Source organism: Rhodococcus sp. ACPA4, from assembly GCF_002300185.1.
Taxonomy (GTDB): Bacteria; Actinomycetota; Actinomycetes; order Mycobacteriales; family Mycobacteriaceae; genus Rhodococcus_F; species Rhodococcus_F globerula.
Genome location: NZ_NSDY01000003.1, coordinates 476748 through 490710, shown reverse-complemented (window position 1 = coordinate 490710; position 13963 = coordinate 476748). Strand labels below are relative to the sequence as shown.

13 protein-coding genes and 1 pseudogene are annotated in these 13963 nt (G+C 59.2%); 5 read left to right on the top strand and 9 right to left on the bottom strand.

The genetic code is table 11. The features are described 5' to 3' along the window. Nucleotides 1-701: 701 nt before the first annotated feature. A complete protein-coding gene (locus CJ178_RS32345) occupies nucleotides 702-1205 on the top strand; it encodes a hypothetical protein (protein ID WP_143547581.1) in 504 nt (167 codons plus the stop codon). A 232-nt stretch (nucleotides 1206-1437) separates the two neighbouring features. On the opposite strand, the gene CJ178_RS32340 is transcribed toward CJ178_RS32345, so the two are convergent. Further along, a complete protein-coding gene (locus CJ178_RS32340) occupies nucleotides 1438-1896 on the bottom strand; it encodes a hypothetical protein (protein ID WP_095889098.1) in 459 nt (152 codons plus the stop codon). A gap of 216 nt (nucleotides 1897-2112) precedes the next feature. Continuing rightward, a complete protein-coding gene (locus tag CJ178_RS32615; protein WP_143547580.1) occupies nucleotides 2113-2319 on the bottom strand; it encodes a hypothetical protein in 207 nt (68 codons plus the stop codon). 300 nt (nucleotides 2320-2619) lie between these two features. On the opposite strand from CJ178_RS32615, the gene CJ178_RS32330 reads away from it, so the two are divergent. Beyond that, nucleotides 2620-3879 carry an ATP-binding protein gene (locus tag CJ178_RS32330; protein WP_095889097.1) on the top strand — a complete coding sequence of 420 codons (1260 nt, stop codon included), beginning with the start codon at nucleotides 2620-2622 and terminating at the stop codon, nucleotides 3877-3879. Nucleotides 3880-3995: 116 nt separating this feature from the next. Here CJ178_RS32330 and CJ178_RS33120 read toward each other — a convergent pair whose 3' ends face one another. The 5 genes from CJ178_RS33120 to CJ178_RS32305 all read right to left on the bottom strand — a co-directional run bounded on the left by CJ178_RS33120 (nucleotide 3996) and on the right by CJ178_RS32305 (nucleotide 10024). Further along, nucleotides 3996-4160 (bottom strand): hypothetical protein, encoded by a 165-nt coding sequence (locus tag CJ178_RS33120; RefSeq protein ID WP_218833776.1) that lies wholly within the window; start codon nucleotides 4158-4160, stop codon nucleotides 3996-3998. A 105-nt stretch (nucleotides 4161-4265) separates the two neighbouring features. Further along, on the bottom strand, nucleotides 4266-4694 hold the full coding sequence (locus CJ178_RS33115; RefSeq protein WP_218833775.1) for a transposase: 429 nt from the start codon (nucleotides 4692-4694) through the stop codon (nucleotides 4266-4268). A gap of 46 nt (nucleotides 4695-4740) precedes the next feature. Further along, the gene (locus CJ178_RS32320; protein ID WP_095889096.1) at nucleotides 4741-8247 is read right to left on the bottom strand and encodes a DEAD/DEAH box helicase; all 3507 of its coding nucleotides are present in this window, start codon (nucleotides 8245-8247) and stop codon (nucleotides 4741-4743) included. Next, nucleotides 8232-9077: a hypothetical protein gene (locus tag CJ178_RS32315; protein WP_257013665.1), complete on the bottom strand. Its 846-nt coding sequence runs from the start codon at nucleotides 9075-9077 to the stop codon at nucleotides 8232-8234. The genes CJ178_RS32320 and CJ178_RS32315 overlap by 16 nt, the downstream gene beginning before the upstream one ends. A gap of 563 nt (nucleotides 9078-9640) precedes the next feature. Further along, a complete protein-coding gene (locus CJ178_RS32305) occupies nucleotides 9641-10024 on the bottom strand; it encodes a hypothetical protein (RefSeq protein ID WP_143547579.1) in 384 nt (127 codons plus the stop codon). 882 nt (nucleotides 10025-10906) lie between these two features. On the opposite strand from CJ178_RS32305, the gene CJ178_RS33035 reads away from it, so the two are divergent. After that, nucleotides 10907-11071, top strand: coding sequence for a hypothetical protein (locus CJ178_RS33035; RefSeq protein ID WP_179300917.1), 165 nt, complete (start codon nucleotides 10907-10909; stop codon nucleotides 11069-11071). A gap of 648 nt (nucleotides 11072-11719) precedes the next feature. Here the strand turns inward: CJ178_RS33035 and CJ178_RS32290 are convergent. Together CJ178_RS32290 and CJ178_RS32285 are read right to left on the bottom strand one after the other, a co-directional pair. Next, entirely contained in the window at nucleotides 11720-12070 is a 351-nt protein-coding gene (locus CJ178_RS32290; protein WP_095889090.1) for a helix-turn-helix domain-containing protein, read from the bottom strand. Continuing rightward, nucleotides 12067-12459 carry a type II toxin-antitoxin system RelE/ParE family toxin gene (locus CJ178_RS32285; RefSeq protein ID WP_095889134.1) on the bottom strand — a complete coding sequence of 131 codons (393 nt, stop codon included), beginning with the start codon at nucleotides 12457-12459 and terminating at the stop codon, nucleotides 12067-12069. The genes CJ178_RS32290 and CJ178_RS32285 overlap by 4 nt, the downstream gene beginning before the upstream one ends. 30 nt (nucleotides 12460-12489) lie before the next feature. Between CJ178_RS32285 and CJ178_RS32280 the strand changes: the two are divergent. Continuing rightward, nucleotides 12490-13123 (top strand): annotated as a pseudogene (locus CJ178_RS32280) (PDDEXK nuclease domain-containing protein); the annotation flags it as partial. Between the two features lie 35 nt (nucleotides 13124-13158). Further along, on the top strand, nucleotides 13159-13899 hold the full coding sequence (locus CJ178_RS32275) for a haloacid dehalogenase type II (protein ID WP_095889089.1): 741 nt from the start codon (nucleotides 13159-13161) through the stop codon (nucleotides 13897-13899). Nucleotides 13900-13963: the final 64 nt, after the last annotated feature.

The window sequence follows — 13963 nt, the reverse complement described above, 5'->3', positions numbered from 1 at the left end:
CCGCGGCGCTCTCCCGATGCTCCGCATCGGGAACGGGGACGGCTCGCTTCGCTCCCCGCCAGGGAGCCGCTGCGCGGCTCGCAGTGGGTCCCGCCAGGCTGCCGTCGATCGACTCGCTTCGCTCCTCTGAATTCCTGAATTTTCTTTGTCACCAAAGGATTTGATCGGAACTGAAAAGTCGGTACCCAAGTACCAAACGAGGCTGAGGAAGAGCAGAGGTCGCTCGAAGCTACCCCGTCTCGCGTCTGCCAGCTCATCGTCATCATGCTTCCCACCCTACAGGACCCTACCCAAAATCGCAAAACAACACGAAACCGCGAAACGTCGAAATCCTAATCACCACAGAATAATTCGAGCATCCATAAAACATTTCCATGCGTAACCACCGAAACTGATTCTGCGCCAACTGATCACCCAAAATTACTGAAACGCAACAACATTCAAAAACACCCGAAAATCGACCTTCCCGAGCCCGCCGCACGCCCAAATCGACGAGCAGCAGCATCTCCCCGTGCAGCCGGCACTCGCGAGCCATCAACCTGAGCAGACCCGGCACCCCGCTAGGGCGACGAAGACACCTAGCGCCCCACCCGACGGATCCACACCCACCGCACCCAGACCACCTGCACAAGAACCCACCCACGGCGCGGCAACCTGTGCCCGCCGGCGCCCATCTGCCGGCGCCCACCCAGAATTGGGCTATGACAACGAGTCCCGTGACATGTATCTGCGACCCAGAAATAGACCTAGCGAAACTCGGTGAGCTTCTTCATGCATTGGAGTCAAGTGAAGGCACTGCCCTTGAAGACATCGATTACTTCGACAGTGAGTGGGCCTATGACGTCCCCAACTCCCCGAACACGAGAAAGCGGAGTGCAATCGAGTACCTCCGGGTCGTAGCAGTGCAAGACGGCGCATACGTCGGCTTTCTCGCCGGAAATCTCCTGAAGACGGATGCGCTCGTTGCGGTCGCAGCAGCACTCAATCCTGGGCAGGGCATCGGCCCGAAACTCCTCGACGCGTTCTCTGTTCTGGCAACCGCGGCGGGTCGAACACGACTCCGCCTTATGCCGGATACCGGCGCCGGTCACGAAAACCGAGTCAGGTTCTTCAAAGAAAAATGTGGCATGGATTGGTGTGCGGACAAACCGACGTACATGTGCAAACCAATCGTGGCGATCGAGATCGACGCGACCCTGAGCTGAAACGACTCTTCAACGCCGGGTACTACGCCGTGGAGACCGGAGATGGGCTGATGAGAGGCCACGCACACCACCTTGATGACACCACCACCGGACACCTCTCACAGCTCCTCCACGCCCATCTGCAACCTTCCCCGCCAACCGCACACCAAAAGCCCGCACCGGCACGATGAGAGGCATACGCGCCGCATCACAATCGAAGGACCGGCCCGCTGACCGTGAGCCGGTCCTCGTTCTAAGTCAGGGCCAGCGGTTCCAACGGGCTGTCGGTGACCTTGAGGAACTCGGAGTTCAGGTAGTAGACCTTGCGCTCACGCAGATCCGTCGTCCATCTGTCCTCTGCTACCCGAGTGATTTCGCTTCGGGCGAGTTTCAGCGCCTCCAGTTCCTTCATGCCGCGCTGCCAGGTGTCGTCTTTGACAGCGAAGCGCCTTCTGTCAGACGTGGACACATGGGATCCTTCGCTGTCCGGCTTGCCGGCGAGTACAAGCCGCAGACAGAGATAGACGTACAAGGCTCGCGCTGACATCACGTTGATCCATCCCCGCGACCAGAGTTCGAGAGGGAGTGTGATCCACGGGGCTCGTTTCGGCTCGGGTAGATGAACAACGGTGATCTTGAACCCGCGGCCCCGTTCGGGAGTGCGCGTAATCCAGCCATTCCCATCAGGGCCACCCTTCTCTAGCGCTTTCATCGCTCGACGACCTGTCCACACTGCCCGCAGCACCGGGCCTCTACGCATGCTGGGCAGGCCCCGACGTGTTCCCGCAGCTTCCCGGCACCGCACATCCCACCGAGTCGGGGGGCGGTGCTCTACGGCGGACTGTCCACGAACCTGCGCCGGCGGATCACCAGTAACCACCTACGCCGCAGCGGATCATCCACCCTGCACCGCCCCCTCGCCGGGCTACTACTCGACACTGAGAGCTACCGAACCCGCCGCATCGACTCGCGGCTTCTCCGCCCGCCCCGACAATTCGAATCTCTTGGGGACGTCCGTCGTGGCCGGGATCGAAGTCCGATACCGCACCCCGCTCATACACTCCGACAACCCCCCCTCGCGGTCACGATGTGGATCGAGAAGCTCCGCGCCGTCGACGGAATGTGCCACAGTCATTGCAACTTCCAAGATTTCAGGGTGTTGCAACGACCGCTAGAACCAAACCTGTCATAAACAAGGTGGCCAACCCCTGCCCCACATGAACAAGGAAAGTCAGAAAACATAGCCCACTCACTGCACACGAAAACACCTGTACAACAGTCAAATAGACTCGATTTTGACCCACCAACCCGATCCGAAAGCAAGCCTTCGCGACCCGGAAAACCACCTGCTCATCCGGTGGCGGAGCACCGGATGAGCAGCTTCGCCGGAGCAGGAAAATGCCCCTCGTTTTGGGCGCGTGGTAAATATCCGGGCATGGACTTCACCGCGTTACACCGGCTTCTCGGCCTGCAACCGCAACCCTTCACCGACGAGATGCTCAACGCCGCTGTCTCCGGGGGCCTCGCCGAGACAGCCGACCTCGATTGGAAATCCGAACTGCCACCGCTCAAGGACCTACCGAAATCCGACTTCCCCAAGGACATCGCCGCAATGGCCAACAACGGCGGCGGCATCATCGTCTACGGCGTCGAAGAATCGCAGAAAGCGGCCACCGGCCGGCGCGACGTCGGAGAGCTGACCGAACAACACGAACGCGCCTTGCGCAGCGCAGCCGTCACCGCGATCACCCCGCCGATCTTCGGGCTCAGCATCCACCGCATCGGGCAACCCGGAAACCAAGTCGTAGCGATCGTCATCGAATCCAGCGTCGACGGACCGCGCCTGATCTACAAGGGTGAATACTTCGGGGCACCGATCCGCAACGACGCAGACACGGTCTGGATGAAAGAACGCCAGATCGAACTCATGTACCGGACCCGCTTCGACGAACGCCGCCACGCCACCGAAGCACTGACCACCCTCTACGCAGAACAGGCAGTCCGCCAAGACACTGACACACGTGCCTGGCTCATCGCCGTCGCGCATCCACGTCTACCCCGAGCAACCGGGACTCGCCCCACCCGAAACGACGCAATCTCCATGTTCCGGGAAGCACGGAACTTCGCCTACGGCTACTCCACCAGCGCTGGCGGGCATCCACTCGATTCAACAGAAATGTTCGAACCCCGACCCGGACTTCGCCGTTGGATCGCCCCCAACCCCGTTCACAAGGGGTTCACGAACTGGCAAGGAACCGGGGTGAGTATCCACCACAACGGAGCTGTCACCCTCACCACAGCGATTGGCGGACGCCGAACGCCGACGGAAACCCTCGCAGTCGATCACATCGATTCCGCAGCCATCGAGAGCTCCGTTGCCAACTTCATGGCCCTGATCCGCGCCGCCAATCTCCAGCTCGGAACGAACGAATACGACGCGCAGATCGGCATCGAGTGGACCGGCGGCACCCCGCTGATCATCCAGACTGTCGACCAATTGAATTACCCGTTCCTTGGCCACTCGTTACCTCTCACGCGGTACACCCCCGTCGCCAGCACCATCCGAGCCGGCGCCTCCGACGACGACTATCACCAGCAAGTCCGCACTCTCGCCGAAGACTGCATCAACCAAGGTGGCATCACTGACCTCCGGGCAATACTCGATTACACCCCGTCGAGCGCACTGCGGAGATAGGCCAGTGTGACGGGACTGCCCCTGATCCGAAAATGAGGTGACGTGCCCCGGGTGTGGACACGTGTCGCCCGGCGGAGCCCAGCGGAGCCGGAAGGTTCTCCGTGATGTTCTGTGATTCAGGCAGCAGCGGTGAGGGTGACGATATAGCCGAGAGCATCGATTTGGCGAATATGGTTGCGTTTCTTCATATCCGGGTTGATGTGACGAGCGAAGTGGTCGGCACCGAGATCGAGGAAGGCGCTCTGCTCGTCGCTAAGAAGATGCCAGACGATGACCAACATCGAGCGCCCGACGGCGACAATCGCCCGTTTCTTCTCCTGCGTTTGGCGATCCGCCGGTAGCGGGCATCGAGAAACGTGTCGGTCCTGCCAGCCACCACCACGGCCTCACTGAGGACCCGGGGCGAGGTAGCGGTTGCCGTGCCCGGTGGATCCATTGCCCTTGCTCTTACCGGCGGAAGAGCTGATCCCGGGAGAGAACTTCGACCAGGAACACAGGTGCCCGGCGGTCGGAAACTTCGACATATCCGCCCCGACCTCGGTGATGGTGATCGCGGCAACCCGGCCGATATCCAGTATCTCATCGAGTCGGGCCACCGCCGATCCGAAAGGGGCCAGATGGGCCTCGATCTGCTCGTCGACCGCGGCGATATCGGCATCGATTCGGCTCAGCATCCGCACCAGCAGGAACCGGTGGTGGTCGTCGAAGTGCCCGTTGAACGCTTCCTCGAGTTGCCCGATCTTCGCCCGCATCCTCGAACGCGCCAACTGCACCAATACTTTCCGGTCCTGCTCCCCGGAGATCAACGCGGCCATCCCACCTGAGGAGCACGGACGGGAGCGGGAACGCTCAACGTATCGTCTACCCGTCACCGAACGGCAACGAGATGAGCAGCGTCTCTGCGCCTACTCCGTCATCAATTGCGAAAACGAGGTCAAGTCCGGTGTCGAGAATTGCTTGTACGTCCGAGTGGTCCTGAGAGGCGATGATCGCGACAAGGCCCTCGTCTGTATAGACAGCCAGCGGCTTCGGGTCGGGTTCATCGCGGGCTGGCACTAGCGAGACATCATTTAAGAAACTCAGCATGCTGCGATCTACGTCCCGCAACTCGACGGCAACGTTTCCTGATTCCAGTAGCGTCTTGAGCAGGCTTCTGCTGCGAACTCTGGTGAAGTCGAGCAGATCCAGAATTTCAGACGAGGTGGCATCGTAGTGCTCTGTCCAATCGGCAATATCCATTTCGGCCAACCAGGAACGAAGATCCTCGTATGTGGGTTCGATGTCTGTCGGAAGCGAGCGATGGACAGCGTGAGCTAACCGTCTGGAGCGGATTCCGGATGTCATCAGCAGCAGTGCATGAGCCGAATCAACGCCGTAACGGATGTACCCACCGATTCCCGGGCAGAGGCGGATCTCGGTGTTCTCTTCGGCCAGACGGGCGTTGATCAGTTCGGTCAGCGCGCCGACTGTCCAGGCCAAATAGTGCTGGAAATGTTCCGTGACGACACCGACCAGCTGTTCGATACGCCAGGCTGCGTCTGGTGCTGTCGCGAGATGGATGTCGGCGAGATCGGGTAACGGTTTACCTGAAATCCAGTCGTTCAACAGAACAAAAGGAGTGATATCGATGTCATCGCCCTGGATGCTGGTGCGGAACCGCCACTCAGGCGCCTCAGAGAGGCCCAGGAGTTCGTCGAATACCAGCCCGATCGTTGCGATAGCTTGCTCGGGGATGAGTATGTCCGCCAGGTTCCCAGCAGCCTCTAGCTCGAGAAGTTCGTCGGTTATTCGTCGTGCCAGATCGTCGATGGCTCGCGCCGATCCAATCGACGTTCCTGTACGTGGCCACCGCCGTCGTGCGTCCACGTCACTAACCACATAGCGGCGACGAACTACCTCCGCGATCCGCGTGCCGCGAGTGCGGGCCTGATCCGACTGAGTGGCGGCAAGTGTGGATCCAACAATGCCATCGATATCAGCAAACTCTGGATCTGTGCCGCGCGCTTCCTCGATCGCCAGCATCAGCCAGACGAAACTGATGAAGTCTGCTGCCACACCCGCTGAGGTAAAAATAGAGTCTTCGCTTTGGCGCAGTTCTTCCTCCAATCGGGCGAACGATTCTAGGGCGATTTCAGTGGTCAGCGATGAGGTCACAGCGAGCGCTTCAGCTCCGGGGTTGAGATCGTGAAAGTCCTGAGGGGTGGGAGCAGCTCCACGCACCAGTACGATCCAGCCTTCGGTTTCCTTGCCAGCTCGCCCTGCCCTGCCCATCGCGTTGACTAGACGTGCCCCGCTCAGCCTGCTGTCCTCATGTTGGCCCGGGAACGGCTGGTCGTAAATGACGACGGTACGAACGGGAAGATTGACCCCGTCAGTCAGGGTCGATGTGCACGCAAGGTACGGCAAGAGGTCCCCGCGGACCGCCTCCTCGAGCGCCTCCAGGATTTCGATAGGTAGACGAGCATGATGGAATCCCACTCCACGACGCAGAACGCTGACCAGTGGGTGATTGTCACCGAGTTGCTGCCGCACGAAATCGACCAGGGGAGCCAGTGACGGCTGTTCATCTCGTCCAGCAGCCAGGGCTGTAGCCAGTTGCTGGGCCTGCTTCCGCGTTGTAGCTACGACGAGGACCGACCCCGCGTGGCCCAGCTCGGCGATCATCTCACTTGCCATTACGTAGTTCGTCGTCGACCGACCCTGGTCTTTCGACACTTCGCTCGGGTATCTGCTGCCGTCCCTGGATTTTCGAACCAACTGCCAGTCCGTATCGTCCATGTACAACTCTTTTGTCTGGCCGTCAGCCGTGCGGAGCCGAAGCACTCCGCTGAGTTCGGTGGTGTGACGGTATTTCCAGACAGAGCCTGCGCCTGACTCGATCCGGGTGGTCTCCCAGTGAGCCTTCGTGGTGAAAGCTGCGTGAAGTCGCCGGGGACCTCGCCATTCGGACTCGTGTAGTAGATAGCTCCCGTCCGGACTCAGCCACTGGGCGATAGCGCCCGCATTGCCCATGGCGGCGGAGATCAACGTAATCTGGTGGTCCGTCTCACGTGTGAGGTAGTCAAGTAGCGCGATGACCGATTCCAGCACGAACCCCCTGCCTGATTCCTTGATCAATTGCGCCTCGTCGAAGACGAACATGCCGAATCGATCGAGGACTGCATCTGCATCGTGACGCAAAAGGTGACCTAGCCGCTCCGGTGTCATGACCTCGACATCTGCTGGGGCATCTGATGTTTCGAGATCAAATAGCGTATCCAAGAATGTGGGGTAGTCGGGTTGATCACTGCCAGCTTCCTTCTGCAGGATACGAACACGGCTGGCCATCGCTCGACGTACCTCGCGGCCAAGGCTGCGTGTGGGCGCAACATAGCAGACACCGCGGTCAGCACGCACGAGATACTCGACGGCAAGCATCTGGGCTACGAGGGTTTTGCCGCCACTGGTCGGTACAGCCAGAACCATCCGGCGAATGTCGGGATCGAACGGAGACCGAGAACCGTTGAGCAGATCACGTTGCGGCTCCCACAGCGTAAGAATCGGAGGATTTCCCACCGTGAATGCTTCACGGACCAGAGCGGGTACCGATGGCGGAAACACCTTGGGGTTCCACAGCGAACCTGCTTCTGCTTCCCTGGAAAAGTGCAGGAGGTGCGCGGCAACCCATTGTGAGTTGAGGTCATCCGGGCCGGCCTGCCCTGTGGCCGCAGCTCGCAGTCGCTCGCGGCCACGTTGCAGGCGGCTCATGCTTCCGCGAGCAAAGTAATAAAGCAAATCTTCAACACCCAACACGACCATCTGGGTAGGACCGAAAACCGTGGTGGTGAGATCAGACAGTTCGGAGGCTACGGCTATCGTGTCAAGCTGTCTGCGCCACCTTGCCAGCCATTTGAACAGTGTCTTGGTCTCGAACCCGAGGAATGCTAGGCCGGCCTCCATTGAGAGAGTTGAAAAGTGTTCGGTGGCTTCGGATTCGATGTCGATATCGCCACGAAGTTTGTTCATGATCGCGGTTGCGTTCGGGTCCAATCCTCCTCGGCGGTAGCCGATCGCGGCAGCGAATCCATAAGAGAGCCGTTGTTCGGCCGTCCACCCATCCTGATTGAGGGCCAAGTCGAAGATGTGGGCGCTGACTTGGAAGGCTTGTCGCTGACGGGGAAGGGTGTACCGCTGACGAGCGCCGTCGACCGAAGCCACGCTGTGTAGGTACCACGCCGTGTGGAACAACTGCTGGTCCATCTCTGACTGCCGGAGGATAAGTCGCACCTCGACATCTGCCATCAGCTGTTGCAGTTCCTCCGCTGTCGGCAGGCCGGTTCTCCCATCGAGCGCACCTGCGAGCAGTCCGAGGTTCAGAGACCGCTCCACACGATCTCCTTCACCTGATCAGCGAACGCCGGAAAGTCCGGAACCGCCACCACGATGCTCTCGGTCTGGCTCGTCTCGGCAAACTCGGGAAACTGGGTCCTGATGGAGCCAAATGCGGTCGGGTGCTTCGGCGCGTGATGATCCGAGGTACCCACAGACACACCAACACCGGCGCGCGTGCTGCGGTCGAACCATAACTCGGTCATGTTCGCGTACAAGTCGCCGAGTACACCGTCTTCCGTCAGTGTCTCGGGGCCTGCGAGTTTAGCGAGGTATTCATTCCCACGATCGAGCAGTTGCTTGCTTGCCCGGTTGATGGTGGCCGAAACACTGTTTTCCGCATCGTGCTTCTTGATCTCCCACAGTCGAAAGACAAACGTGCCACAAGCGTCCTGGTAGACAACAAATCCGTCTCCACCGGGTTCGAGGGCGTCGATCTTGATCGGGTGCGCGCGGACGAGCTGGCGGCCGTCACGGCACAGCGTCCTTTCGTTTATCAGCCGGTTCCAGAAGAGCTCCGCAACGTGTCCCTGTACGTGATCGATGTTCTTGGGCTTTCCTGGAAGGCCGAACGCGATCGAAACGATTGTCTCGAGAGCCTTCAGCCTGCTCCCGGTTTGCGCGGGGGCTCCATCGCGGCGACTCCGCCACCGGTCGAGTGAAGGAGCACGACCACACGCAAGCGTCATGTATTCATCCGCGAGGAGACCCGCTGCGGCGTCACGCGAGGCATCACTGAGTGTGCTGCCTCCGATTACGTACTCCACTTGGGAAGTGGCTGGGCTGTCGATGAGAGAAAGCAGAGGCGTCAACATGGGCGGAGTAGTCACTGCTTCTCAATCTCCCAATCACCTTATGCACACCACGGATTAGAAGTCCCCAACGTAACTTCGGCATTCACCACGTGTCGGGGACTCTACGCACCGAATAGGACCACCCATTCATATGCCCCCGCAATCTCTCAGGCGAATTAACGTATCCCCTTGACGAGATGCGGCGCACCTTGCGGCATTACCAGGACTCGCCAAAACTGGCGGCCCATGTCTCCCGCTAGGCGGTGAGATCGAGTCGGTCGATCTGTTCTTCACGTCCGGCTCGATGGAGGGCGACAAGCTCGAGCGTTGGCAGGGCTGCAGGAGCGATCAGGGATATTCGATCTGCTTCCAAGACTGCTCCACTTTGCCTCTGCGCAGCGACGACGAAACGCCTGCCAAGGAATTGGAAGCAATTAACTCGATCTCGCGGGGGATGTCCAATCCAACGCCCTGCCCACCTGAAAGCAGAGGGCTACCCATCCTCCGCATCGCCTCCAAGATACTCACCGCTCGCTTATTGCCGGAGTCACCGACTCCTCCGCAAAAACTAACCACGCCCCGCACCGTCGGAGAAAACATCAACCACGGAACGGGACCTTCGATGGCACAACCGCAGCTAGGTCATGACCGCAGACATGCAACAACTCCCGGGCCGCTGCTACCTGCGCGAGCTGATGTGGACCAGGGCCGACCACCAAACGCTCAATTGTTACCGGCAGATCGTCCGACCGATCCCCTCGCAGATTGATCACCATCTCCAAGTACGGCAACAATCCAGCACGGCCAGCGCGGAGATTCGCCGGGTACCTCAACTCGTTCACCGCTGACAAACGCCATTCGTTTTCTTCCGAGAATGCGGATTCCTTCAACGTTAAGATCTCGCGGAAGACCATCGCCGACAAAAGAAAAATATCCAGCTGCCCATCAACTCCTCGGATGAACTGCGATGATGAGGCCGCCATGCTGGACACAATTTTGTCGGCCCACGCGGACGCAGCAGTGCGGCCGTAGACCACCCTCCGCAATGTCGCCGGAAACCCTGTGGTTCCGAGGGCTGTGGACTTCGGATGAAACGAGTATGCATTTTGGGACACCGCGTTCCATGAAAATCCGATTGCGTACCCACCAACGCCGCCGCATACCCCCGCCACTGGCTCAACAGGTCGCCATCGATACAGAAGCTCGTTGCGAAACACCGTAGAGGCCAATCGAATACATTGTCCGGATCGAACCACGCAGCGAGCCGCTCAAACGCAGACCGCATCTCTGTCGGCACCGCCGTGTCCGCGCTCGCCGCTGCAAGTCGTTCCCGGAAGATCTCTGCGCCGAAAGCCAACTCGGAAGTGTCGTTCATATACCGCACATCCGACGCCCACAATTTTGCCGCGGCTCCGTACGTGAGTGCATCATCGGCTGACTTCACCGGCCACGAAGGAGGACTCACAATCCCTGCCAACCCCGCAGCATCTGTGTAGTGATACAAAATCGAAGGGAGATCCGGCAAGGTCACGAGTGTCGTGCGATCGTTGCTTGTTTCGCTGCGGCGAACTCCGCGGCGTCGAGGATGCCTTGCTGGTGCAGGTTCGCGAGACTTTGCAGTTCTTCCGCCAAACCGGTTGAAAGTACCGTCGCGGCAGGGGCCGGCGCATGCTGCACATGGATCGTCGGTCGTTTAAAGTCGATGATCTTCCTTTGCAGGTCGGTCAGTCGGGGAAGCGCCTGTCTGTGCTGCAGTTTTGGAAGCGGAAGGCAGTTTGACAGGGCGAAGGGACTATCGGCCTTGTTTGGGTTTGTGAACCGTACCGGGCATGATGCCGCATCCGTTTTTGTGAAGGATGCAGATCATGCCCAAGCGTTACCCACCCGAGCAACGTGAGCGAGCCGTCAGGATGGTCCTCGACCACCTCGACGAATATCGGTCCGTCTACTCCGCATGTCAGGTGATAGGCCCGAAACGCGGGATCGGTGCCGAATCGCTGCGGAACGTCGGCCAAGCAGGCCCAGATTGATGCCAACCAAGTTCCCAGTGCCACTTCTGTGGAACAGCAACGCATCAAAGATCTCGAGCGTGAGAACCGAGAACTTAAGGAAGCCAACGAAATTCTGAAATCGGCATCGAATTTCTTCGCGAGGGAACTCGACCCTCGCCGCAGCTGATAGTCCAGTTCATCGACGACATGCGTGCACAAAATTTCAGGGTCGAGTCGATCTGCCGAGTGCTCACCACACAAGGAATCCAGGTCGCCCCACGCACATACCGCAACTGGAAAACCGCACCACCATCTGCAAGGACGATCACCGACGCCCACCTCACCAAGGAACTGCGAGCAACAATCGGCACCGCGGAAGGGTTGTACCGTCGCCGAAGAATGACCCCTCACCTGCGCCGCAAAGGCCACCACGTCGCGACGTGCACCTTGGGTTCTAGTCATCGTTGCAACAGTTGACGTGGCTTGAGGTTATGCCTTCGGTCCCGATTCTCACTTGGTCACCCTGTTGCAGGATTCTCAGACGCGGAAAGATCGCATCAAATTTCTCAGCATTCCATTCACCTCACGCGCAACGGACCTCCGGACTACGCGGCTCACGGATACAGTCGCCCCGATATCGACGCAGCCGCCAACTACACTCACCCGATCCGGTACCCGAGATCGCTCTCAGGAAGAAACCGTGTAGGAATCGTCCCCGAATCGAGCGACCAATTCGACCGTCCCCCCGAGCGCCTCGATGTAACGGCGCACAGTCGCGACCTCCGTATGGTCGATATCTCCGCGCTCGATACGCGAGACCCGCTTCTGCGAGATATCGAGCTGCTCGGCAAGCTGCTCCTGAGTCAGGTCATACGCTTTACGGATTTCGGCCAGTCGAGCACCACGCACCTTCGCGCGGTACTTATCCTTGAGCTCGGCGATCCGCTCCGGGTTTCCCTCGCGGCGCGCGAACAGGCCCTCGATGTCACGAGCCCCACCTTCGGAGGGTGCTGCCACCTGCGGCGTTGGGATTGTCATGTCGGATCCTCCCGGTCGAGATATGCCCGATATCGGGCATCAGCGATTTTCACGTTCACGCGGTACCACTTGTCCCAGTTACCGGTCTTGTCGCCAGCCACAAGCAGGACCGCACGGGAGCGTGGATCGAAGACGAACAGCACTCGAATATGTTTGCCGCCCTCCTTGATTCGCAGCTCCTTCATGTTGTGGAACCGTGAGGTATGAATGCGATCCACCAGGGGACGACCGAGAGTCGGACCCTCTTCCTGCAACAGCTCGACAGCCGCCCGGAACGCATCATAGAGCTGCTCGTCGAGCCCCTCGGCCCATTCCTGGACTTCGTCGACGGCGCGGACCTTCCAACTCACACCCACAACGATACACCCTGCAAGGTGTACACCGCACATGGTGTATCCGATGAAGTTCGACACACCCACATATCTAGCAGCTGGGGCCGCGATGCAATTGGCCAACAACCTGTTGACCAATTGCCATGGGGCCACATCACGGTGTTGCTCGACAAACTCGACAACCTGTCCGACCGCGACTGGTACGCAGCAACAGCGGCCGAACACGGCTGGTCCCGCAACGTTCTGCACAATCAGATCAACAGCGGTTTGCGACGCCGAATCGGTGCGGCACCGTCGAATTTCCAGGATCATCTTCCGGCCGAAGACTCCGATCTCGCACAACAATTGGTGCGTGACCCGTACGTGTTCGATTTCCTCGACATCACCGAACACGTCGAGAGAACGGGAACCGGGATCTGCACTGATGCGTCGGTTGGAGCAGTTTCTCCTCGAGCTTGGCCACGGGTTCGCTTTTGTCGGACGTCAGTACCACTTCGAGGCCGGCGATCAGGACTTCTACATCGACTTGCAGTTCTTCAACTGGGTGCAAGCAAGGTTCGTTGTCGTCGAGTTGAAGGTGGGCAGATTCGAACCCGAATATGTGGGAAAGCTTGGGTCCTACGTTTCGCTGATCGACGATAATCTCCGCAACGAAGACATCCACGCGCCGACTGTGGGGATCTTGCTCTGCGCCGGCCGCAACGACAATGTCGTCCGGTATTGCAACGACCACTGAACCCAAGGATTGCGAAGACAATGAATACGATCAACACCGACAACGACACGCAGTTCCGCGCTATGCTTTTCGATGTACAAGGAACATTGACAGACTTCCGCTCCACGCTCATCGACCATGGCACGGTAATTCTCGGAGAGCGAGTGAATCAAGACACCTGGGAAGACCTGGTCGACCAGTGGCGCAGATGCTACCGTGACGAGCTCGATGCCCTGGTGAAACAGGAAAAATGGCGGTCGGTGCGGGCCGTGTATCGAGATGCACTCGTAGGCCTTCTCGCGGAATTTCCTGACCGCTTCACAATTAGCGACGCCGAAGTAGAATTGCTAACGGATGGCTGGGAACGGTTACAGCCATGGCCGGACGCACGCTCCGGGCTGGAACAGCTAAGGTCAAAATTCCTTGTCGTCGCTCTGTCGAATGCCGACTTCTCCGCCGTAGTTAACGTCAGCCGTAGCGCCAACCTGCATTGGGACGCTGTTTTTTCAGCTCAAATCTTCGGAGCCTACAAGCCCCACCGGTCCACATACCAAGGTGCGGCGAATCTTCTGGGGATCACCCCGTCAGAGACCCTCATGGTCGCCTCTCATGCATACGACCTCGAAGCGGCACGTGGAGTTGGCTCTGGCACAGCCTATATCCGACGGCCGTTGGAATACGGACCGTCAGGAAAAATTGAGGATGTTCCCGACGGGCATTTCGATTTCATAGTCGACAGCGTCGAAGAACTGGCCGATCAGCTCGGTTGCCCACGGCTCTGATAGCGGTGTTGTCAAGTTGTGTGGTGTGCAACTGTTTTCGGGCGCAGAACACCATCGCGCCGAG

Excerpts from the sequence above, each read along its gene's own strand:
- CJ178_RS32345 (WP_143547581.1), top strand. The coding sequence starts at position 702 with ATGACAACGAGTCCCGTGACATGTATCTGCGACCCAGAAATAGACCTA.
- CJ178_RS32340 (WP_095889098.1), bottom strand. The coding sequence starts at position 1,896 with ATGAAAGCGCTAGAGAAGGGTGGCCCTGATGGGAATGGCTGGATTACG.
- CJ178_RS32615 (WP_143547580.1), bottom strand. The coding sequence starts at position 2,319 with ATGACTGTGGCACATTCCGTCGACGGCGCGGAGCTTCTCGATCCACAT.
- CJ178_RS32330 (WP_095889097.1), top strand. The coding sequence starts at position 2,620 with ATGGACTTCACCGCGTTACACCGGCTTCTCGGCCTGCAACCGCAACCC.
- CJ178_RS33120 (WP_218833776.1), bottom strand. The coding sequence starts at position 4,160 with ATGTTGGTCATCGTCTGGCATCTTCTTAGCGACGAGCAGAGCGCCTTC.
- CJ178_RS33115 (WP_218833775.1), bottom strand. The coding sequence starts at position 4,694 with ATGGCCGCGTTGATCTCCGGGGAGCAGGACCGGAAAGTATTGGTGCAG.
- CJ178_RS32305 (WP_143547579.1), bottom strand. The coding sequence starts at position 10,024 with ATGGCGGCCTCATCATCGCAGTTCATCCGAGGAGTTGATGGGCAGCTG.
- CJ178_RS33035 (WP_179300917.1), top strand. The coding sequence starts at position 10,907 with ATGCCCAAGCGTTACCCACCCGAGCAACGTGAGCGAGCCGTCAGGATG.
- CJ178_RS32290 (WP_095889090.1), bottom strand. The coding sequence starts at position 12,070 with ATGACAATCCCAACGCCGCAGGTGGCAGCACCCTCCGAAGGTGGGGCT.
- CJ178_RS32285 (WP_095889134.1), bottom strand. The coding sequence starts at position 12,459 with ATGTGCGGTGTACACCTTGCAGGGTGTATCGTTGTGGGTGTGAGTTGG.
- CJ178_RS32275 (WP_095889089.1), top strand. The coding sequence starts at position 13,159 with ATGAATACGATCAACACCGACAACGACACGCAGTTCCGCGCTATGCTT.